The sequence below is a fragment of the Methylobacterium sp. A49B genome, from assembly GCF_053346215.1.
Genome location: NZ_JBKFBO010000075.1, coordinates 64,391 through 86,040, shown reverse-complemented (window position 1 = coordinate 86,040; position 21,650 = coordinate 64,391). Strand labels below are relative to the sequence as shown.

Sequence of the window (21,650 nt, the reverse complement as noted above, 5' to 3'; positions counted from 1 at the left end):
AGAGGTGGTCGTTGCCCGACCCGCCGCTGATGGTGTCGTTGCCCTTGCCGCCGTAGACGGTGTCGTTGCCCGCACCACCGTAGAGGTGGTCGTTGCCAGCCCCACCGTAGACGGTGTCGTTGCCCTTGCCACCGTAGACGGTGTCGTTGCCCGCCCCACCGGAGAGGTGGTCGTTGCCCGACCCGCCGCTGATGGTGTCGTTGCCCTTGCCACCGTAGACGGTGTCGTTGCCCGCACCACCGTAGAGGTGGTCGTTGCCAGCCCCACCGTAGATGGTGTCGTTGCCCTTGCCACCGTAGACGGTGTCGTTGCCACCGCCACCGTAGATGGTGTCGTTCCCGCCACCACCGTAGATGGTGTCGTTGCCGCTCCCACCGTAGATGATGTCGTCGCCAGAAGTGCCGAAGATCTTGGTCATGTGAGGTACTCCATTTTCTGTGAGGCTGTGCCTCGCTGCCCTGCGTCTTATCCATGGACCGCGGATATTTTTCTGCGATCTGTGAGACTTGATCTGGGGATACCCCGTCGAAGTCGTCCTTGTTTTATGATGCTGTCGTCGCGGATTCCGTGACCAAGATCACGCTGGATCGCTCGGTCGTTGATTGGACTTGTTTCCTGGCCGACACGCCTGTCGCTAAAGCGGGCCCTGGCGTCATGCCGGAAGCACAATCCGGGTGAACCGCTCTCAGTGCCGCTCGGACAAGCTCTCTCCGTCAGTTTGTTTGTCGAACGCCCGTTTCACGCCCAGCACACAGCAAGGTCTCCGCGATAAAAGCCCGGCGTTCGACAGGGCATCTGGACTCAATTCGGGCTGCAATTGCGCGCGAAGTAGGAATACGTTGTCCGGCAATCTAAAAATACACTCAGGCGATACATCATCGCACCTGTAACGACGAGGGATCGAGCAGCATGCGCTTCTCCGTTCTCCCCTAAACTTCACATGCGCGGAGGTGGATGGCCGCGCGGTCAGATCAATACAGGAGCCAGCACTGACTCGCTGTCCGGCCGAAGGCCCCTTCACTCCCGAACAGCGCCTTCACGAGGAGTCGGCTGATGGAGCGCGGCGCGCTCACGGTCGGCGGTGCCGGCAAAGTCGCGGAGTCGGCTTCCGAGCTGCACGCGCCACCGCACGCGAGGCACGCTAATGGGTCATGAAGTTGCACGGCCTGCGGCTGCAGCGACACGGGGGCGGAGTCGCGACGCTCCGTTCCGAGGGCAAGGTGGCGGTGGCCGTGCGCAAGACGCGCGGATGCTCGGACGGGCAGGAGATTGCGGCCGAGAACGACGAACGGGTCTGGGTCGCGTCCGCGCTCGACTGCGGCAATTGCGGGGTGGTGCGCTACCCGGCGACCACGACGGGCGTCATGTGTATTCGCTGGTACTCGATTTGACAGACGATATCCGGCTGCCCCCTCATGGTGGTCGGCGTCCTCGAGACCACCGAGGCCGGGTGTCGCGCACCGCGACCACCCCGCGCACGGCCTCGGCTCGCGACGCCCGCCGCTTCGCCCGCGAACTCGGATTGGTGCCGAAGACGACCCCGCGCGAGAGCCCACAGAGCAACGGCATGGCCGAGGTGTTCGTATGAACTTTGAAACGCGACGACCTGCGTATCTCAGTGCTGCCGGATGACGACAGCGTAATGCGCCAGCTTCTCACTTGGCTAGGGCACTATAACGACCTTCACACTCATCGTGCGTTCGGCTGTTGATTTCTGCACGAATTCGTTGCTTGATCAACCCAGGAGACGTTGTCCTATCTTGAGGGGCAACAACACCCGGGACCGACTGACTCGCCCATCCTCCGCAGAGCGTGAAGGCGCGGCAGCGGGCGCGGCAGTCTCTGCAGACCCGCAGTTTCGGTCGTCTATCTGTTCTGCTGCCTCGGCGGGCTGACGGCTTCCGGTTCAAGCCAAGTCCGGATCAAAGTTCAAGATCGGCGTGGGGGCAGGCCGGCATGTCGAAGCACGGCGTTGCGTAGGGTTGTAGCTGCGACCGCTGGTCCGGAGCAGGCAGCCGCTGCGACGGCCATCTGGAGCATGCCTTCGCCAATCAGATGCGGGCGGTCGGATAATCGGAGCACCCGCTCAGAGGACTTTCCACGGTGTTCGAGTCGGATCCCGGCCTCTTCGCCGAACGCCCGACCATGTCAGGCGCTCTCCTTCACGAGGTGCATCTCCGGATGGTGCGCCGCCGGGCGACCAAAACCGGCATCGGTCCGAACGGTCTTCACCTCGCCGCTCGACGGACGCCGGATCTTGCTGAGCACTTCATCCTTGGTCCCGAAAGCCGTGACCTGGCCGCTCTCGATCGTCAGCATCACGTCGACAGCCGTCAGTGCACTCATCCGGTGGGCCACGATGATGACGATGCCGCCGCGAGCCCGGACGCTGAGAATTGCCCGGGTCAAGGCAGCGTCGCCCTCGCCGTCGAGGTTGGCATTCGGCTCATCGAGGACGAGGAGGAACGGAGAGCCGAAGAGCGCGCGAGCGAGGCCGATGCGCTGACGCTGGCCGCCCGACAGGCCCGTGCCACCATCACCCAACACCGTATCGTAGCCCTCCGGCAGATTCTCGATCAGCTGGTGGACCCCTGCCTGCCGCGCGGCCTCTTCGATCTCGGCACGGTTCGCCCCTGGCGCGAAGCGCGCGATATTCTCCGCCACCGTGCCAGCGAACAGCGAGACCTCCTGGGGAAGGTATCCGACGTGGCGTCCGAAATCTGCGGCCTGCCACTGGGAGAGCGGCACGGTATCGAGCCAGACCGTTCCTCGGGCCAGAGGCAGGATGCCGACCAGCGCTCGTATCAGGGTCGACTTGCCCGACCCGCTCGGGCCGGTGACGGCGAGCGCTTGCCCCGCCTTCAAGGTGAACCCCGCCTCCTTCACCGTCAGACGCGTGCTGCCGGGAGGGGCCACGCTCACGCCCTCGACCTTGAGCACGTGCATCGGCGCCGGCAGGGTGGAGGCAGGCCGCGTGGCCGACGCCTTGGTCACCGTATCGGCGAGGCGGCCCCAGCTCTGCTGCGCGGCGACGACACCTTTCCAGTTCGCGATCGTCGCATCGAGCGGCGCCAGGGCGCGGCCGAGCAGGATCGACGAGGCGATGATGATGCCGGGCGAACTCTGGCCGCGGATCACCAGATAGGCGCCGAGCGCCAAGACACCCGACTGCAGCGCCATCCGGGCCGCCTTCGAGACGGCACTAGCGGCGCCCGCGACGTCGCTCATGCGCTGCTGCGCCAGGAGGTATTGGGAGTGGGCATCGTGCCACCGGGCCGCGAAGTGGCCCTGCATGCCCATCGCGATCAGGACGTCGGCGTTGCGGCAACTGGCGTCCGTCACGCTGTTCCGGCGCTGACCGTGCTCGGTCGCGACTTTCGACGGGCCGCGCGTAAGGCGGTCCGCAATCAGGGTGATCACGACGAGGAGAAGCGCGCCCGACACGGTGGCGAAGCCGATCATCGGATGAAACAGGAAGCAAATGATGAAGTAGAGCGGCATCCAGGGCAGGTCGCAGAGTGCCGTCGGTGCCGAGCCTCCGAGGAAGCCGCGCACCTGATCGAGATCCCGTAGCGGCATCTGGCCGTTGGCGAGCACCCCGCTCTCCAGCGGACCACGCACCAGCGCGTCGAAAATCCGCGGGCTCAGGCATTCATCGAGCACGGCGCCGATCCGGCTCAGGATGCGGCCCCTGAGCGCCTCAAGGGCACTCTGGAAGGCGTAGAGCATGAGTGCCAGGAGTACGAGACCGACGAGGGACGGCACAGACCGGCTTGGAAGAACACGGTCGGAGATTAGCAACATGAAGAACGAGGCGGTCAGGTACAGAATGTTGAGGAGGCCGCTGGTGACGATGAGGCTGACCAGGGCCGAGCGGCAGCTCGACAGTGCCGCGCCGAGTTCGACGGAAGCCGGTTTCATCGCACATCGTCCTTCTGCTGTATGGACTGGCCGAACAAGCCCGGCATGACTTGGGTCGCGGACTTTGAGAGTGAGCAATCGGCCCGGCCCGGATGCCAGAAACTGCGATCAACCGGGCCGGGAGCTCGTGAGCAGGCTTACACAGGAAGCGTTCGAGGCAGGGCGGGCCGGTCTGTGGTGTCGACTGGCCAAGCTTGTCCAGGCTCGTCCCAGCGCGCTCAGGCGGCCATCGGGCACTTGGCGGCTGAACGAGACGCCTTCCGGTCCGTGCGCGGAACGAGCAACTGCTCGGGGCGCCGCCGCTTGGCCCGCTCGAACAGCGCGTAGGTGCGGTTCACGTAATTCGTGACGCCGCTGATGTCGTCGATGTAGCGCTGCACCTGCGGCGTGATTTCCGCCTCCACGAGGCGCGTCGGCTTCGAGGGATCAAGGGTGTCGAAGCGGACGTAGAACCAGGGCTGGCCGCGGCGCAGGATCAGGTTCTTCGAAGTATCATGCCACTCGAAGGCCCACATCAGGGGACGCGGCCAGATGTGGACTGGGAAGCGGCCGCTGATCAGCGTCCCTGGAAGCGGGTCGGCTTGATAGTCGAGGAACGGCGGCAGCTGGTTGATGTAGGCGACCTCGTCCGAGAGGAAGAGGTAGGGCGTGATGATCTGAAGGATCGGCCGCTTCGGATGGCGCCATTCGGCCGGGTTCACGATGCTCACCATCTGACCGATGTGCTTGGGGCGGATCGTGCTGCGGGCGCCGTCCACGTTCTCCAGGACCGGCGCACGGCCCTCCTCGAGGCTGATGCGCAGATGGAGGTCGACGGGGCACCGGATCACGATGTGACGGGCGTCGAAATCGATCGCTGCGGGGCAACCCTGGACCGACTTGGCCGAGGCGGCCCGGCCGAGGTCTCGCCGGAACGGCTCCGGGTCGTCCCAGATCATGGCCGCCTTGGTATCGGCGATGGTCCAGCCCACTTCGGTGACCCGCTTGGAAGACTGCGCCCGGAGTCTCTTCTTCAAGAATTCGAACATGACCGGTCTCCTCGAGTAGGCTTCGGCGATTGCATCGCGGTGGCGGTCTCGCGTCTGCCGCGTGTCGTTGGACCGATATGAACCGCCAGTGCCGCGGCGAACTGTGATCGGGATCACGTCGGCTCCGCGGCTTTCCGGCGGTCGATATGTTCCGGCTCCGCCGGGCTGTGCCGACCAGCGGCGCCGATCCCGGCCGGCGGCCACGGCAGACGCCTCGCGCGATCCGATCGAAATGGCCGGAGCGGCCGTCGCTCCGCACAGGGGATCCAGTCTTTGCTGCGCGGGATGCCTGCGCGTGGAACCGGGCCGACCGCGACCGCCGGATGCGTTTCCCGACGCCTGTCCTCGCGCCCGACTCGGTGATGTCGCTCACAGTCTTCGGCCCGAGCGAGTGGAAGATTCAGGGCCTGAACAGGAGCAGGTGACCTGCACCTGAGGCCGGCGGATCCCCTCGGGGGCCGCGCGCCGCCACCGCACAAGGAATCCGGGCGATGGAAGTCGAAACCCTCGAACGTCCCGCGTCCCTCAAGGTCTGGCACGCCGGAGCGGCCCGCTTCCTCTCACGGCAACCGATGCAGTTCGCCAGCCTGCGCGAAGCGATCGCTGCGGCGGCCGCCGTCCTAGCCCATCCCGACCGGCAGCCCTGGATCGTCACCGCGGATGGTGACCTGCTGCCGCCGAATTGGATCAGCGGTAGCCTCAAGCGGGCCGTTTCCGCGTCCGCCGGCAGCCGCGAAGCCCGCCGCTCCTCGCCGGGCGAGGTCGCCACGCGTCTCGGCGTCTCGCCCGGGTAGGGCAGGGCGATCCCCCTCGGATATCCAGAGACCATCACGTCAAACTTCCTGGAAAGTGAGCCGATCATGCGAGCGTCGCGCGTCTTCGCCTGCCTCCTCGTGACGACTCTTGGGTCGACGCGAGCAGGTGCCGATCCACTTCGATTGCAGCTTCCGCTCGCCTGCGAACCGGGCCGAACCTGCTTCGTCCAGCACTACGTCGATCGCGATCCCGGTCCCTCAGCCCGCGACTACACCGGCGGTTCGCAAACCTACGATCAGCATGACGGAACGGACCTCCGCCTACCTTCATCCGCCGCCGCGGCGGGACCGCTCGGCGCCGTGCGGGCGGCGGCCGCCGGCACCGTGCTCCGCGTCCGCAACGACGCGCCCGACGTCTCGGTTCGCGACACCGGGATGGCGAAGGTTGCGGGCGTCGAGTGCGGAAACGGGCTCGTCATCGCGCATGCGGACGCGTACGAGACCCAGTATTGCCACCTGGCTCAGGGCAGTGTGACGGTACGGCCCGGCGAGGCCGTGACGGCCGGTCAGGTCATCGGTCATGTCGGCCTCTCCGGCGCAACGGAGTTTCCGCATCTCCATTTCACCGTTCGCCAGGCCGGTCGACCCGTCGATCCCTTCGCGATCGAGAATTCAGCCCAGGCCGGCCGCGACGCGAGCCTCTGGGATGAATCGGTCGGGGCGAGCCTTCGCTACCGTTCCGGAACGGTCCTCAACGCCGGCTTCTCGGACGGCCCCGTGACGATGGCTGCCGTCGAGGCCGACGCCGCCAGTCCCATCGGTGCACGCGCTGAGACCCTCGTCGCTTGGGTCCGGGCGATCAGCCTCGAGGCCGGCGACGTGCAGCGTCTCGTCGTGCGGGCTCCGGACGGACAGATCCTCGCTGAGAACCGCTTGCCGCCGCTCGCCAATCCACGCGCGCAATCCCTGGTCTTCGCCGGGAGGCGGCGTCCGACCGAGGGCTTTCGCGCGGGGACCTATGTGGCGACCTTCGAGGTCGTGCGCGGCGGCCGGGCAGTCATCATGCACCGCTTCGCCGCGACCCTCCCGTAGCGCGACGCCCGGATCGGACCCCACCCGCTCTGTGACCTGGCTCACGGACCCGCGGCACGCTCGTACGACAACATCTCCTCCAGTCGGACCGGTCCAACCCGCCGTCCCGGTCCGCCGCGCACCCGCCCATCGCGTCGGGCTGTCATGACCGCTTCACACCCTAGGGGGACAGGATGCCCACCGCCATTCCGATGCGCGTCGTAGCAGAGCATGCGTCACCGCCCCTCGGTCACGCGTCCCGGGCGGCGATCCGACGGCAGGTCCGCTTCACCGCCCTGTTGGTCACGACGCTCGTCGGCGGCGTCGGCGGGTGGGCAAGCTTCACGCAGATCGGCGGCGCGGTCATCGCGTCCGGAAGGCTCGTGGTCGAGAGCGACGTGAAGAAGGTCCAGCATCCGATCGGCGGGATCGTCGGCGAGCTCCGCGTGCACGAAGGCGACCACGTCAGGTCCGGCGACATCCTCGTGCGGCTCGACGAGACGCAGCCACGGGCGATCCTCGACACCGTCTTCCGCGCGATGGACGCGCTCGCGGCCAAGCGGACGCGCGAGGAGGCGGAGCGCGACGGCGACATCGCCCTCAACTTCCCTTCCGATCTCCAGGCCCGCGCCTCCTCGGACGACGCGGTCGCGCGCCTCATCGACAGCGAGACCCGCTTGTTCCTGGCGCGCGGCAAGGCGCGACAAGGTCGCAAGGCTCAGCTGCGCGAACGCATCGCTCAGCTCAGCCAGGAGATTGCCGGGATCAACGATCAGATGACCGCGAAGACGCGGGAAGTCTCCGCAGTGGACCAAGAGCTGAAAGGCATCCGCGAGCTCTGGCAGAAGAACTTGGTCCAGCTCCCGCGCCTTACCTCCCTCGAACGCGAAGCTGCGCGACTGGAGGGAGATCGCGGCCGTTTAGCCGCCTCGCTCGCGCAGACCAAGGGCAAGATCAACGAGGTCGAGCTGCAGATCATGCAGGTCGATGAGGACATGCGGAACGAGGTGAGCAGGGATCTGACTGAGATCCGGAGCAAGTGGTCGGAATACGAGGAGAAGCGGACAGCCGCCCTCGACCAACTCCGGCGAACCGATCTTCGGGCGCCGCAGGATGGCGTCGTACACCAGATGACCGTGCACACGGTGGGCGGACTCGTGACACCCAACGAACCCGCGATGCTGATCGTCCCCGAGGCGGACGAGCTCGCGGTCGAGGTCCGGGTGGAGCCAAAAGATATTGACCACGTGCAGATCGATCAGCTCGCGACCCTGCGCTTCTCGGCGCTCAATCAGCGCACGACGCCTGAGATCAGCGGGCTCGTGGATCGCGTCGCGGCCGACGTGACGCAGGATCCGAAGACGGGCCTGAGCTTCTACAAGGCGCGAATCCGGGTCTCCGATAGCGAGCGCGTGCGTCTGGGCGAGATCCGGCTCGTGCCCGGCATGCCGGTCGACGCCTTTCTCAAGACCGGTGACCGCACGGTGCTGTCCTATCTGACGAAGCCGCTGATGGATCAGATCAGCAAAGCTTGGCGAGACCGATGAGGGTCTGTCGCCCGATGGCTCGAGACGGTTCGAGACGGCAAGGAACGGGGGGCCCGGCCCGCCCTGGAGGAGAGTCCTGGAGGCGAGGTCCGGCAGCCCGCGCGTGCTGGCGCGAGCGGCCAGACCGCCCGTGGGAGGACCGGGCGGCGGACGCATGCCGGGCTTCGCGCTTCGGCTCGGATGCCGGTCCCGATGATCGCGGAGGCCCCTGCCGACCTCGTTAAAGCACCGCTTTCAACGCTAGGCAGGGCATCGCAGTCGCCGCCGTCGCGCCGGGATGGCGAAGCGTTGGTATAAAGGGCTCATGCCCACGGATCGGCCGGAAGGCGCGGAGCGGCGCCGCGTCCTCTTTCTGGAAGCGACCGGGCCAATCGATCGCGAGACCGTGCGGGCGCTGGTCCGACAGGTCAACGCAGCGATCACTAGCGCGCAGCAGATGGTCGACGGGGACGTGGGTATCGAGCGAGAACTCGTAGAACAGGGCACCCTGTTCGACTTGCCGAGGTCCCATCATCTGCTTCGATCTCCGTCTCTCGACAGGAGTGAGTCACCTCACGACGACCTCCGCAGCACCCGAGTTTTTCAGCAGAATCGGCCAAGTCCGGGCAGCCGGTTCGGCAATTGTGGCGGCTGTGCGGGTCCGTCTAGGCGTAAGACAAATGCGGAAGGCGCCTGGGATCAGTTGGCTGTATTAGTCCCAAAATTAGAAACCCGTGCCGGAGCACTGCAAGCGACCTTGGGCGAGATCGAGTTTCATGCGCGCTGCGCTCAAGGCGCCGGCCGCTGTCGGACATCACAGAGCGTGCGTCCCTTATATTGCAGGACACTGATCTGGAAAGGCCGTGAGACTGTCGCCCTCGCTACAACTGTGTTTAGATGAAGGTGCCGAAACGGATCCGACGCTGAAGACCGTCCAAGGCCCCCGTCAGCAGGCCGAGAAATTGCGCGGATGCAGTTCCATCTCAACGGCTACAAGTCCGGGGATCCGGCGATCGCCGAATCATCAGCGGCAGGAAAGGCTCCGCACCCGGATGGTGTCTTGCCGGAACTGGTCGACGTCCTGATCGTCGGATGCGGACCAACCGGTCTCACGCTCGCTGCGCAACTGGCGGCCTTTCCCGACATCACGACCCGGATCATCGATCGGAAGCGCGGCCGCCTGCTCGTCGGCCAAGCCGACGGGATCGCCTGCAGGACAATGGAGATGTTCGAGGCCTTCGGCTTCAGCGAGCGCGTCCTCAAGGAGGCGTACTGGGTCAACGAAACCTGCTTTTGGAACCCTGACCCCAGTCAGCCGGACGTGATCACCCGCACCGGCCGCATCGTGGATACGGAGGACGGATTGTCCGAGTTCCCGCACGTCATCATGAACCAGGCGCGGGTCCACGACTTCTTCCTCACGACGATGCAGAACGCGCCGACCCGCCTGGAGCCGAGCTACGGACGCAGCTTCCTGGATTTGGCGCTCACGGACGCCGAAGAGGGCGACGGCATCGAGACACCGAGCGGCTCCGACCACCCGGTCGCCGTAAGGCTGGAACGCATCGACGATTCGCAGACCCCAGCCATCGAGACCATACGCGCGCAGTACGTCGTCGGCTGCGATGGGGCGCACAGCGCCGTGCGTGGCGCTCTGGGCCTTACGGTGCACGGAGACTCCGCCAATCAGGCGTGGGGCGTCATGGATGTACTTGCCGTGACGACCTTTCCGGACATCCGCCTGAAGGCAGCCATCCATTCCGCCAACGAGGGCAGCCTCCTGATCATCCCGCGCGAAGGTGGCTACCTCGTGCGCATGTACATCGAGCTCGACAAGCTCGACGTGAACCGGCGCTTGGCAAGGGACGCGGTGACGGTCGATCACCTGATCGCGGCGGCGCGACGCATCCTGCACCCCTACCTGCTGGAGGTGAAGGAAGTCCCATGGTGGTCGGTCTACGAGATCGGGCAGAGGCTCTGCGAAGCCTTCGATGATGTCGGCCCCGCAGACCGTGAAGTTCGTTCGCCCCGGATCTTCATCGCCGGCGATGCCTGCCACACGCACAGCCCGAAAGCCGGTCAGGGCATGAACGTCTCGATGCAGGACGCCTTCAACCTCGGCTGGAAGCTCGCCGCCGTGATCCGCGGGCAGTGCACACCACGGATCCTCCAGACCTACTCGACGGAGCGCCGCGCCGTCGCCCAGGAACTCATCGACTTCGACCGCGCGTTCGCCCGCATGTTCAGCGCCCCGCCCAGGCCATCCGGCGCGACGGGCGGCGACGGCGTCGATCCGGCCGAGTTTGAGAGATACTTCGTCAAGCATGGCCGTTTCACCGCCGGCACCGAGACCTGCTACCCACCGTCCCTCCTCACCGGCCAGCCGACACACCAGAACCTCGCCGAGGGCTTCACGATCGGGATGCGCTTTCATTCGGCGCCGGTGATCCGGCTCGCCGACGCCAAGCCCCTCCAGCTCGGTCACACCGTCAAGGCGGATGGCCGCTGGCGCCTGTTCCTGTTCGCAGATCCGGCGCCGCCCGACGCGCAGTCCTCGCGACTGCGCGCCCTGTGCACGTACCTGGCCGAAGCGGACGACGCGCCCATCCGGCGGTTCACGCCCGCGGGCGCCGACATCGATTCCGTCATCGACGTGCGGGCGATCCTGCAGCAGGATCACCGTCAGGTGGATCTGGGAGCAACGCCTCCGCTGCTGCGACCGTCGAAGGGGCGTTACGGCCTCGTCGACTGTGAGAAGGTCTTCTGCCCGGATCCGAAGGCCGGCGATATCTTCGCACTGCGCGGCATCCGGCGGGCGGACGGTTGCATCGTCGTCGTGCGGCCGGACCAGCACGTCGCGCATGTGCTGCCCCTCGACGCCGGCGCCGAACTCGCGGCCTTCTTCGATCGCTTCATGCTGTAGAGGGCGGAACCGCGATGGGCAGCGAGATCGATGCGATCCGGGCTTTCCTGCGGGCGCAGCCAAGGCCGGCGGATCTCGCGGCGCGGCGCGCCCGGCTCGACAGCTTCGGCCGACCCGATGCGCTCCCACCCGGTCTCCGCGTTACCCCCGTCGATGCGGGCGGCGTGCCGGGTGAGTGGACACTCTGCCCAAGTGGCGATCCCGAGCGCGTCCTCGTATTCCTTCACGGCGGCGGATACATGGCTGGGTCCCTGGCCAGTCATCGCCACGTCGTTGCGCGCGTGGGGCAGGAAGCCCGCGTCCGCACCCTGGCACTCGCCTACCGTCTCGCCCCTGAGCACCCGTTCCCCGCCGCCCTCGACGACGCGGTGGCGGGCTACCGGTTCGTGCTGAAGCAGGGGATCTCGCCCGAACGGATCGCCTTGTGCGGAGAGAGCGCGGGCGGCGGCCTCGCCGTCGCTGCCGCGTTGCGCCTGCGAGAGGCGGGCGACCCGCTGCCCGGATGTCTCTGGCTTTCCTCACCCTGGATCGACTTGGCCCTGCGCGGCAACAGCTACAGGACGAAGGCGGCGGCGGATCCCATGATCCAGCGCCTCTATCTCGCCGAACTTGCGGAGGCCTATCTGAACGGCGCGGATCCCCAGAACCCGCTGGCCTCGCCCCTCTACGCCGATCTGAAGGGCCTGCCACCGACATTGATCCAAGTCGGCTCGGACGAGACCCTCCTCGACGATGCGGTGCGTCTGGCCGGCGCGGCCGGCAGCGCGGGCGTGAGCGTCACGCTTCGCATCTGGCCCGCGATGATCCACGCTTGGCACCTGTTCTTCCCGAACCTTGCGGAGGGGCGCGCGGCTCTCGCGGAGACCGGCAGCTTCGTGGATGGCCACCTCAAGCCGAGAAACATGCAGCGTGACATGCGAACTGACGTTGCGCCAGTATAGTCAGGCAAGCGATTTTACCCGTGCATGACGATCAGAGGATGCGCGCAACCCCGACAGACGATGGCATAAGGAGTTTGTTCGAGTTCGCTCCCAGAATTTTGAATTTGAGTAGACGGATCCAAAATGAACAGCTTTTGCGATCACGTCAGACGCTGAAAATGTCATCCCTGCATAGGGTTGTGGCCTGTCTGTCTTTTTGGCGAAGGATCGCTGAAGCGGATCAGCTGCTTTCGGCCAGCTCCGGGCGCGTGGTTCCGGTCCTGCCGCCACGAAAGAAGGCCAGCTCTGCGGTGCAGATATCGGCACATATACGAGACCACTTGCCTTCCTCCTGATCAGCCCACGCATGCGGCCGTCAATCGAACATGTCGTCCATCAGATGGTTAGCCAACGGGACCGACGTTTGAGATCGGCGAGACGTCCACCAGACTGTCCAATCCGACCTGGCAAGAGAGCGGCGGATGATTCGCGCCCGCTTCCGAATCCGGCCTACCTTCCACACCGCCCGGCGCTAGCTATCGCGAGGATCGATAGCCTGTGTCCGGCTCCCGCCTTGCAGGGGCGAGCGCGCCAGTTTCTTGTCAGAGTCAGCAAAAAACACACTGAAAACAACGGGATAACGCCAAATGGAATTTCTGCACACCATGGTCCGCGTGGCCGATCTCGACCGGGCGCTCGCCTTCTACGTCGACACGTTCGGCCTGAAGGAGGTCCGCCGCGTCGAGAACGACAAGGGCCGATTCACCCTCGTGTTCCTGGCTGCGCCGGGCGACGCCGAGCGCGCGGCGGCGACGAGGTCGCCGCTGATCGAGCTCACCTACAACTGGGATCCGGAGACCTACACCGGCGGGCGCAACTTCGGCCACCTCGCCTATCAGGTCGACGACATCTACGCCTTCTGCGCGAAGCTGCAGGAGAAGGGCGTGACGATCAACCGGCCGCCCCGCGACGGCTACATGGCGTTTGTCAAGTCGCCGGACGGCATCTCCATCGAGATTCTCCAGAAGGGCGGCGCGAAGGAGCCACAGGAGCCCTGGACCTCCATGGAGAACACCGGCACCTGGTGACCGGCCCGCGCTCTTGACCCGGACGACGCCGCGGGCGCATCTGCGCCCGGATCAGCCGGCCGGGCGGCCGCTCCCGACGCGCGAGCGTCGGGGGAGGAAAGTCCGGGCTCCATGGAGAGACGGTGCCGGATAACGTCCGGCGGGGGTAACCCCAGGGACAGTGCCACAGAAAGCAGACCGCCCCGGACCCGTCCGGGGTCAGGGTGAAAGGGTGCGGTAAGAGCGCACCGCGGACGCGGCAACGCGGACGGCATGGCAAACCCCACCGGGAGCAAGACCGAATAGGGGCGGCGCGCCCTTCGCGAGAAGGGCAGGCCGGCTCTCCAGGCCAGTCGCCCGGGTTGGTTGCTCGAGGCGGTCGGCAACGACCGTCCCAGAGGAATGGCCGCCACGTCGGTGCGCGCGAGCGTGCCGGCCCTACAGAACCCGGCTTACAGGCCGGCTGATCCACGCCATGATAAGTCTTTTCCGGTCAGAGCCTTAGCGGCCCACCGACAGGCGCGCGGAGGCGCGCGGCGCCGGAAGATTCCAGCGCGGCGAAAACCTTCGGTTAACCTTGCCGGGGTCAGATCGGTCCGCGCGGCAGCGCCAAGCCCGTGCGTTGACGATCCTCCGAGGCCCATGATACCCGGCATCCTCCCGTCAACGGCGTGTATCGGATCGCCGGGCGCCCCCTGCCACCGTGCAGGTCCCGTCCGTGCGCGGCGTCTTGCGCGCTCCGCATCCGGTGCCGTTCCCGTCACGCGCGCCGCGCCCGCGCGGCCCGGCACAGGGCACCATGAGACGCACCAGCCGCATCCGCGCCCGCATCACCGGCGGGCGACGCCATCCCGACCCGCTGCGCGCCGCGCCGACGAGGCGCGCATGAGCCGGCGCCGCCCGTCGCCCGAGCGGTCGACCCGACCCGGCACCGCCGCCGAAGCATCGACACAGCCGCATGTTCCGGTGCTCCTCGACGAGGTCGTCGAGACGCTCGGGACTGAGGGCGGTATCGCGGTCGACGGCACGTTCGGGGCCGGTGGCTACACCCGGGCGCTCCTGGCGGCAGACCCGGCGCTGGAGGTCGTCGCCATCGACCGCGACCCCACGGCAATTGCGGGCGGTCAGGACCTGGTCGCGGAGGCCGGCGGCCGTCTGCGGCTCCTGCCGGGTCGCTTCGGCGACCTCGACAGGCTGCTGTCCGACGCGGGCATCGCGCGGGTGGACCGGGTGGTGCTCGATATCGGCGTCTCGTCGATGCAGCTCGACGCGCCTGAGCGCGGCTTCTCGTTCCGCAACGACGGCCCCCTCGACATGCGCATGGGCAACGATGGCCCGAGCGCCGCGGACCTCGTCAACGAGGCCGACGAGGCCGTGCTCGCCGACATCATCTACCATTACGGCGAGGAGCGCCGCTCGCGCGCGGTGGCGCGGACCATCCACGAGGCCCGCCGCCGGGGACGGATCGAGACCACCGCGCAGCTCGCCGACTTGGTCGCCGGCGTCGTGCGGGCGGAGCCCGGCAGCCACATCCACCCGGCGACGCGGACCTTCCAGGGCCTGCGCATCGCCGTCAACGACGAGCTCGGCGAACTGGTGCGCGCCCTGCACGCGGCCGAGCGCGTGCTCGCGCCCGGCGGCCGGCTCGCGGTCGTGACGTTCCACTCGCTGGAGGATCGGATCGTCAAGCAGTTCTTCGCCGCGCGGAGCGGCCGGTCGGCGCAGGGCTCGCGCCACCTGCCCGGCGCCGCGGCCGAGGCGGTCCGCAGCTTCCGCCCCGTCACCAAGGGTCCCGTCCTGCCGGGCGAGGCCGAGACCGCGAGGAACCCGCGCGCCCGTTCGGCCAAGCTGCGGGCGGCGGAGCGCACCGAATCCGACGTGCCGGAGCCGCTGGCGGCGCTGACCGCCCTGGCGAGCCTGCCGGATGCCGCCCGCGGGGGCCAGCGCCGATGATCCGCCTCCTGAACCTCCTGGCGGTCGCCGGCCTCGTGGCCTCGGCGATCTACGCCTACTCGATCAAGTACGACACGCTCTATCAGGGCGCTCAGGTGTCGAAGCTGAAGACCGCGCTCCACGCCGAGCGGCAGGCAATCGCGGTGCTGCGCGCCGAGTGGCAGCTCCTCACCCGGCCCGACCGCCTCCAGGCGGCCGTCGACAAGCACCTCGCGCTGGAGCCGATCGGGACAAGCCATCTGGCGCGCCTCTCGGACCTGCCCGCCCGGCCCGAGCGCGGCGACGAGATCGGCCGGCTGCTCGCCGCCACGGCGACGCCCAAGGACAAGGGTTCGATCGAGCCGCGCACCACCGGCGCGATCACCCGCACCGTCACCACGACCCGCACCCCGACGACGGCTTCGAGGTAGTCGCCCGTGTCCGAAGATGTCGACCTGACCCTAGACGCGACCGCCGCGGCGGAGCCGGCCGAGGCCGGCGTGTCGGAGCACGAGGCCGCGATCCTGGAGGCCGCCGCGCGGGCGCACGCCGCGACCGCGCCGCGCCCCATCGAGGAGGTGGCCCTCGAACCGGTGTCGCGGGCCGACCGCGCCAAGGCGTTCGTGCGCAGCATGTTCCGCTTGGCCATCGAGCGCTCGCACATGCGCGTCGCCCTGGTCGGGCTGGTCTTCGTCGGCGTGTTCGGGACGATCTCGGCCAAGCTCCTCATGATGGCGATCTTCGGGGATCCGCCGAGCCAGGAACACCGGGTCGCGGCCGCCTCCTCGACCGCCTTCCGGCCCGACATCGTCGACCGCAACGGCGAGATCCTGGCGACCGACATCCGCACGGTCTCGGTCTTCGCCGAGCCCGGCAACATCTACGACAAGGACGAGGCGGTGGAACTGCTCACCGCGGTCCTGCCGGAACTCAACGCCACGGAGCTGCGCGCCAAGCTGGCGTCCCGCAAGGGCCGGAGCGGCGCGGGCTTCGTCTGGGTGAAGCGCGAACTGACCCCGAAGCAGCAGGCCGAGGTCCACCGGCTCGGCATCCCGGGCATCGGCTTCCTGCCCGACCACAAGCGGGTTTACCCGAATGGCACCGCCGCCGCCCACATCCTGGGCGCGACCAACCTCGACGGCGTCGGCATCGCCGGGATGGAGAAGTACATCGACTCCACCGGCCTGCAGGCACTCAACAGCTTTGGGCTGGTCAACAAGCAGGCCGATCTCAAGCCGGTGCAGCTGTCGATCGACCTGCGCGCGCAATTCGCCGTGCGCGACGAGCTGGCCTGGGGCATCGACCACTTCAAGGCCAAGGCCGGCGCCTCGATGATCCTCGACGTGAAGACCGGCGAGGTGATCGCGCTCGTCTCGATGCCGGACTTCGATCCGAACGATCCGAAGGACGCGCTCTCGCCGGACCGGATCAACCGGATGAATGTCGGCGTCTACGAGATGGGCTCGACCTTCAAGGCGATGACGCTGGCGATGGCGCTCGATTCCGGCAAGTACAACGTCAACTCGACCTTCGACACCCGCGGCGGCGTTCTGAACTGGGGCCGCCAGAAGATCCACGAGTATCACGGCACCAACCGCGTCATCACCATGCCGGAGGTGTTCACCCACTCGTCCAACATCGGCTCGGCCAAGATGGCGCTCGGTGTCGGCGTCACCGGGCACAAGGCCTTCCTCAAGAAGATGGGCCTGCTCGACCGGCTGCGCACGGAGCTGCCGGAGAGCGCGGCGCCGATCGTCCCGTCCCGCTGGACGGAGATCAACACCATCACCATCGCGTTCGGCCACGGCATCGCGGTGGCGCCGATCCAGGCGGCGGCGGCGGTGGCGGCCATCGCTAACGGCGGCGACCTGATCACCCCGACATTCCTCAAGGCGAACCCGGACGACAAGGCCCGGTCCACCCATGTCCTGTCGGCGCAGACCTCCGAGGCGATGCGCTACATCATGCGCCTGAACGCCTCCGAGGGCTCGGCCAAGAAGGCGGCGATCCCGTACTACTTCGTGGGCGGCAAGACCGGCACGGCCGAGAAGGTCATCGGCGGCCGCTACATCCACAACCGCCTGTTCACGACCTTCATGGCGGCGGCGCCGATGAACGATCCGAAGTACCTGTTCGTCACCATCATGGACGAGCCGCAGGGCCTGCCGGAGTCGGGCGGCTACGCCACGGCGGCCTGGAACTCCGGCGTGGTCACCGGCAAGGTGATCGAGCGGGTGGCGCCGATCCTCGGCTTGCCGCCGCAATTCGAGCCGCCGACGAGGCCGTTCCCCCAGATGGTCAAGCTGAACGCCTACCACATCAACCAGCTCGGCGGCCCGTGAGGTTGGAGGCATGAGCGCGCGTCTCGCCGACCTGTTCCCCGAGGCCGCCGGCCCGGTATCAGACCTCAGGGTCTCGGACCTCACGGCCGACAGCAGGCAGGTCGCCACCGGGACCGTGTTCGTCGCCGTACCGGGCACGAAGGCCGACGGGCGCCGCTTCGCCGCGCAGGCGGCGCAGCGCGGCGCCGCGGCGGTGGCCGGGGAGGGGGCGCGGCCCGCCGACCTGCCCGAGACCGTCGCCTGGATCCCGGTCGCCGATGCGCGCCGATCCCTGGCGCTCGCGGCGGCCCGCCTCGCGGGCGCGCAGCCCGGGACCGTCGTGGCGGTGACCGGGACCGCCGGCAAGAGTTCGGTCGCCGACTTCGTGCGCCAGATCCTGGCGCGCCTCGGCCGCGACGCGGCGAGTCTGGGCACCGTCGGGATCGTCACCAACCGCGCTGCCCAGTACGGCTCGCTGACGACCCCCGACCCGGTGACGCTGCACCGGACGCTGGCGCGCCTCGCCGCCGAGGGGATCACCGACCTCGCCATGGAGGCGTCCTCGCACGGGATCGAGCAGCGCCGGCTCGACGGCGTGCGCCTCGACGCCGCGGGCTTCACCAATCTCGGCCGGGATCACCTCGATTATCACGCGAGCCTTGAGGAGTATCTCACGGCCAAGCTTCGACTTTTCACGGATCTGCTGCCCGCCGGATGCCCGGCGATCGTCAACGCCGACGGCGCCTATGCCGACCGCGTGATCGCCGCGGCCGAGGGCGCGGGACGGCCCGTGCGCACGGTGGGCCGCGGCGGCCGGGATCTGCACGTCGAAACCGTCCGGACCGAAGGTTTCGCGCAGGGCGTCCGCGTCATGTTCGAGGGCCGCGCCCGGGATCTGCGCCTGCCCCTCGTCGGCGAGTTCCAGGTCGAAAACGCGCTGGTGGCCGCAGGCCTCGCGCTGGCTACGCCAGCGGGTGCCGCCGATCCCGACGGTGTCTTCGCGGCCCTCGACCACTTGACCGGCGTGCCGGGCCGGATGGAGCGGATCGGCGAGGCGCGGGGCGGGCTCTGCCTCGTCGACTACGCCCACAAGCCCGAGGCGCTGGAGAGCGTGCTGACCGCGCTCCGGCCGTTCGCCTCGGGGCGGCTGGTCGTGGTCTTCGGCTGTGGCGGCGACCGCGACCGGGGCAAGCGTCCGCTGATGGGCGCGATCGCCGAGCGGCTCGCCGACCACGTCATTGTCACGGACGACAATCCCCGCACCGAGGAGCCCGCCGCCATCCGGCAGGCGATCCTGGCGGCGGCGCCGGGGGCCGAGGAGATCGGCGACCGGGAAGAAGCGATCCGCAGCGCCGTTGGCCGGCTCCGGCCCGGCGACGTGCTGGTGGTGGCCGGCAAGGGTCATGAAACCGGCCAGATCGTGGGGGATCGGACGCTGCCGTTCTCGGACCACGCGGTCCTGCGCGCCGCGATCACCGGGACCGCGGCCTGACGGCGACAGGGGGCTGACCATGACCGCACTCTGGACCCGCGCGGAACTCGAAGCCGCCACCGGCGGACGCCTGATCGGCGCGGACCGCGCGATCGGCGGCGCCTCGATCGACACGCGCACGATCCAGCCCGGCGACCTGTTCTTCGCCATCCGCGGCGAGGCCCGCGACGGTCACGACTTCGTCGCCGACGCCCTCGGCCGCGGCGCCGGCGCCGCGGTGGTGAACGAGGCCCGCGCGGCGGATCTCGCGGCGCACGGACCGGTCCTGGCGGTGCCGGCGGACGGTCCCGACCCGGTCCTGACGGGGATGGTCCGCCTCGGCGCGGCGGCCCGCGCCCGCACCGACGCCAAGGTCGTGGCGGTTACCGGCTCGGTCGGCAAGACCGGGACCAAGGAAGCGCTGCGCCACGTCCTGTCCGAGCAGGGCGAGACCCACGCGTCGGCGGCCTCCTACAACAACCATTGGGGCGTGCCCCTGACCTTGGCGCGGATGCCGCGCGAGACACGCTACGGCGTGTTCGAGATCGGCATGAACCACGGGGCCGAGATCGTGCCGTTGACCGCCCAGGTCCGGCCCGACATCGCGCTGATCACCATCATCGCGCCCGCCCACATCGAGCATTTCGCCTCGCTGGCCGCCATCGCGGACGCCAAGGGCGAGATCTTCTCGGGACTGCAGCCCGGCGGCGTGGCCGTGATCAACCGCGACGTCCCACACTTCGACCGGCTCGCCGCCCATGCGCAGGCCTCCCGCGCGGGCCGGGTGGTGACCTTCGGCGAGCACCCGGAGGCCGACGTGCGCGCCCTGAAGATCGTCCTGCGTCCCGACCTGTCGGTGGTCGACACGGTGGTGATGGGGCAACCCGTGACCTACAAGCTCGGCACGGCCGGACGGCACGCGGCGCTCAATTCCCTCGGCGTGATGGCGGTAGCCCACAGCCTCGGGGCCGATCTCGCCCGCGCCGCCCTGTCCCTCGGCAGCTTGGCGCCGCCGGCGGGCCGCGGCGAGCGCACCGCCCTCGAGATCGGCGGCGGCACCGCCTACCTCGTGGACGAGAGCTACAACGCCAATCCCGTCGCGGTCCGCGCGGCGCTGGCGACGCTGGCGGGCATCGAGACCGGCCCACGCGGGCGCCGGATCGCGGTGCTGGGCGACATGCTGGAACTCGGCGCCGCCGCGCCCGACCTGCACCGCGGCCTCGCGGAGGCGATCGAGGCCGCCCGGATCGACCTCGTGTTCACGGCCGGGCCCCTGACGCGCCACCTGTTCGAGGCCCTGCCGGTGAGCCGCCGCGGCGCCGTGGCCGACACCGCCGCAGACCTGATCGAGCCCCTGGCCCGGACCCTGCGGTCGGGCGACGCCGTGATGATCAAGGGCTCGAACGGCAGCCGCATGGGCCGGATTGTCGAGGCGCTGAAAGCCCGCTACGCGGTCGACCCGACGCGGCGCGCCCTGGCGACCGCCCCGTGACCGGCGGGCCCGAGCGTTGGTCAACGGTCGGCACCGCCCCCTGAAACCCGTGCCTGAACAAAGGGGCCGAGCGCCCGCATGCTTTATCTTCTCTCGGAACTGAGCAGCACCTTCACGCCGTTCAACGTGTTCCGCTACATCACCTTCCGCACGGGCGGCGCGCTGTTCACGGCGGGCCTGTTCGTGTTCTGGTTCGGACCCTGGATCATCTCGCTGCTGCGCCTGCGCCAGGGCAAGGGCCAGCCGATCCGCGAGGACGGGCCGCAGACGCACCTGCTGACGAAGCGCGGGACGCCGACCATGGGCGGCCTGATGATCCTGGCGGGCGCCGTGGTGGCAATCCTGCTCTGGGCCAACCCGCGCAACCACTACGTCTGGGTGACCCTAACGGTCACCCTCGGTTTCGGGGCGATCGGCTTCTACGACGACTACCTCAAGGTGACGAAGCAGTCGCACAAAGGCTTTTCCGGCAAGTTCCGGCTTTCGCTGGAGGCGATGATCGCCATCGCGGCCTGCACGATCATCTCGGTCTACTCGCCCGCCGCGCTCCAGAACCAGCTCGCCTTCCCGGTCTTCAAGGACGCGCTCCTGAACCTCGGCCTGTTCTACGCCCTGTTCGGCGCCTTCGTGATCGTCGGGGCGGGCAACGCCGTGAACATGACCGACGGGCTGGACGGGCTCGCCATCGTCCCGGTGATGATCGCCTGCGGCACCTTCGGGTTCATCGCCTATCTCGTGGGCAATTCGTTCACCGCGAGCTACCTGCAGGTGAACTACGTCCGCGACACCGGCGAGCTCGCGGTGGTCTGCGGCGCGGTGATCGGCGCCGGCCTCGGGTTCCTGTGGTTCAACGCGCCGCCGGCCCAGATCTTCATGGGCGATACCGGCTCCCTGGCGCTCGGCGGTCTGCTCGGCGTGATCGCGGTGGCGACCAAGCACGAGATCGTGCTGGCCATCGTCGGCGGACTGTTCGTGCTGGAGATGATGTCGGTGATCATCCAGGTCGCGTCGTTCAAGCTGACCGGCAAGCGCGTCTTCCGCATGGCGCCGATCCACCACCATTTCGAGCAGAAGGGCTGGAAGGAGCCGCAGGTCGTGATCCGCTTCTGGATCATCGCGGTGATCCTGGCGCTTGCCGGGTTGGCGACGCTGAAGCTCCGCTGAAAAATGTGCTAGACGTCCGTATTGAGCGGCCGACCCCGTCCTGACCCTCATCCTGAGGC

The 21,650-nt window shown here is 68.2% G+C and carries 17 protein-coding genes and 1 other RNA gene; 15 read left to right on the top strand and 3 right to left on the bottom strand.

Features of this window, described 5'->3' with window-relative positions; genetic code table 11:
• Window positions 1-418 (bottom strand): calcium-binding protein (locus ACLBX9_RS09580; protein ID WP_447718750.1); only part of this gene is annotated, 418 nt, incomplete at its 3' end.
• Window positions 419-1,151: 733 nt separating this feature from the next.
• Here ACLBX9_RS09580 and ACLBX9_RS09575 point away from each other — a divergent pair.
• Complete coding sequence (locus ACLBX9_RS09575) at window positions 1,152-1,391, top strand: hypothetical protein (protein WP_447718749.1); 240 nt, start codon at window positions 1,152-1,154, stop codon at window positions 1,389-1,391.
• 59 nt (window positions 1,392-1,450) lie between these two features.
• Complete coding sequence (locus ACLBX9_RS09570) at window positions 1,451-1,588, top strand: hypothetical protein (RefSeq protein ID WP_447718748.1); 138 nt, start codon at window positions 1,451-1,453, stop codon at window positions 1,586-1,588.
• A gap of 560 nt (window positions 1,589-2,148) precedes the next feature.
• On the opposite strand, the gene ACLBX9_RS09565 is transcribed toward ACLBX9_RS09570, so the two are convergent.
• Both ACLBX9_RS09565 and ACLBX9_RS09560 read right to left on the bottom strand, forming a co-directional pair.
• On the bottom strand, window positions 2,149-3,921 hold the full coding sequence (locus ACLBX9_RS09565; protein ID WP_447718747.1) for a type I secretion system permease/ATPase: 1,773 nt from the start codon (window positions 3,919-3,921) through the stop codon (window positions 2,149-2,151).
• Between the two features lie 218 nt (window positions 3,922-4,139).
• Window positions 4,140-4,949, bottom strand: a complete 810-nt coding sequence (locus tag ACLBX9_RS09560; protein WP_447718746.1) for a hypothetical protein — start codon at window positions 4,947-4,949, stop codon at window positions 4,140-4,142.
• A 491-nt stretch (window positions 4,950-5,440) separates the two neighbouring features.
• Between ACLBX9_RS09560 and ACLBX9_RS09555 the strand changes: the two genes are divergently transcribed.
• From ACLBX9_RS09555 to mraY, 13 genes are all read left to right on the top strand, one after another.
• Complete coding sequence (locus tag ACLBX9_RS09555) at window positions 5,441-5,743, top strand: hypothetical protein (RefSeq protein WP_447718745.1); 303 nt, start codon at window positions 5,441-5,443, stop codon at window positions 5,741-5,743.
• 144 nt (window positions 5,744-5,887) lie between these two features.
• Window positions 5,888-6,796 carry a M23 family metallopeptidase gene (locus ACLBX9_RS09550; RefSeq protein WP_447718744.1) on the top strand — a complete coding sequence of 303 codons (909 nt, stop codon included), beginning with the start codon at window positions 5,888-5,890 and terminating at the stop codon, window positions 6,794-6,796.
• 191 nt (window positions 6,797-6,987) lie between these two features.
• On the top strand, window positions 6,988-8,322 hold the full coding sequence (locus ACLBX9_RS09545) for an HlyD family type I secretion periplasmic adaptor subunit (protein WP_447718753.1): 1,335 nt from the start codon (window positions 6,988-6,990) through the stop codon (window positions 8,320-8,322).
• 949 nt (window positions 8,323-9,271) lie between these two features.
• The gene (locus ACLBX9_RS09540; RefSeq protein ID WP_447718743.1) at window positions 9,272-11,224 is read left to right on the top strand and encodes an FAD-binding monooxygenase; all 1,953 of its coding nucleotides are present in this window, start codon (window positions 9,272-9,274) and stop codon (window positions 11,222-11,224) included.
• 14 nt (window positions 11,225-11,238) lie between these two features.
• Window positions 11,239-12,165: an alpha/beta hydrolase gene (locus ACLBX9_RS09535; RefSeq protein WP_447718742.1), complete on the top strand. Its 927-nt coding sequence runs from the start codon at window positions 11,239-11,241 to the stop codon at window positions 12,163-12,165.
• A 626-nt stretch (window positions 12,166-12,791) separates the two neighbouring features.
• Window positions 12,792-13,232, top strand: a complete 441-nt coding sequence (locus ACLBX9_RS09530) for a VOC family protein (RefSeq protein ID WP_447718741.1) — start codon at window positions 12,792-12,794, stop codon at window positions 13,230-13,232.
• 51 nt (window positions 13,233-13,283) lie between these two features.
• Window positions 13,284-13,682: RNase P RNA component class A (rnpB, locus tag ACLBX9_RS09525), an RNA gene on the top strand.
• A gap of 414 nt (window positions 13,683-14,096) precedes the next feature.
• The gene (gene rsmH, locus ACLBX9_RS09520; RefSeq protein WP_447718740.1) at window positions 14,097-15,164 is read left to right on the top strand and encodes a 16S rRNA (cytosine(1402)-N(4))-methyltransferase RsmH; all 1,068 of its coding nucleotides are present in this window, start codon (window positions 14,097-14,099) and stop codon (window positions 15,162-15,164) included.
• Window positions 15,161-15,574, top strand: a complete 414-nt coding sequence (ftsL, locus tag ACLBX9_RS09515) for a cell division protein FtsL (protein WP_010687268.1) — start codon at window positions 15,161-15,163, stop codon at window positions 15,572-15,574. Before rsmH ends, ftsL begins: the two co-directional genes overlap by 4 nt.
• Window positions 15,575-15,580: 6 nt before the next feature.
• Window positions 15,581-17,485, top strand: a complete 1,905-nt coding sequence (locus ACLBX9_RS09510; protein WP_010687267.1) for a peptidoglycan D,D-transpeptidase FtsI family protein — start codon at window positions 15,581-15,583, stop codon at window positions 17,483-17,485.
• Between the two features lie 10 nt (window positions 17,486-17,495).
• Window positions 17,496-18,956: a UDP-N-acetylmuramoyl-L-alanyl-D-glutamate--2,6-diaminopimelate ligase gene (locus ACLBX9_RS09505; protein WP_447718739.1), complete on the top strand. Its 1,461-nt coding sequence runs from the start codon at window positions 17,496-17,498 to the stop codon at window positions 18,954-18,956.
• Between the two features lie 19 nt (window positions 18,957-18,975).
• Window positions 18,976-20,427 carry a UDP-N-acetylmuramoylalanyl-D-glutamyl-2,6-diaminopimelate--D-alanyl-D-alanine ligase gene (locus ACLBX9_RS09500; protein ID WP_447718738.1) on the top strand — a complete coding sequence of 484 codons (1,452 nt, stop codon included), beginning with the start codon at window positions 18,976-18,978 and terminating at the stop codon, window positions 20,425-20,427.
• Window positions 20,428-20,505: 78 nt separating this feature from the next.
• A complete protein-coding gene (gene mraY / locus ACLBX9_RS09495) occupies window positions 20,506-21,591 on the top strand; it encodes a phospho-N-acetylmuramoyl-pentapeptide-transferase (RefSeq protein WP_010687264.1) in 1,086 nt (361 codons plus the stop codon).
• Window positions 21,592-21,650: the final 59 nt, after the last annotated feature.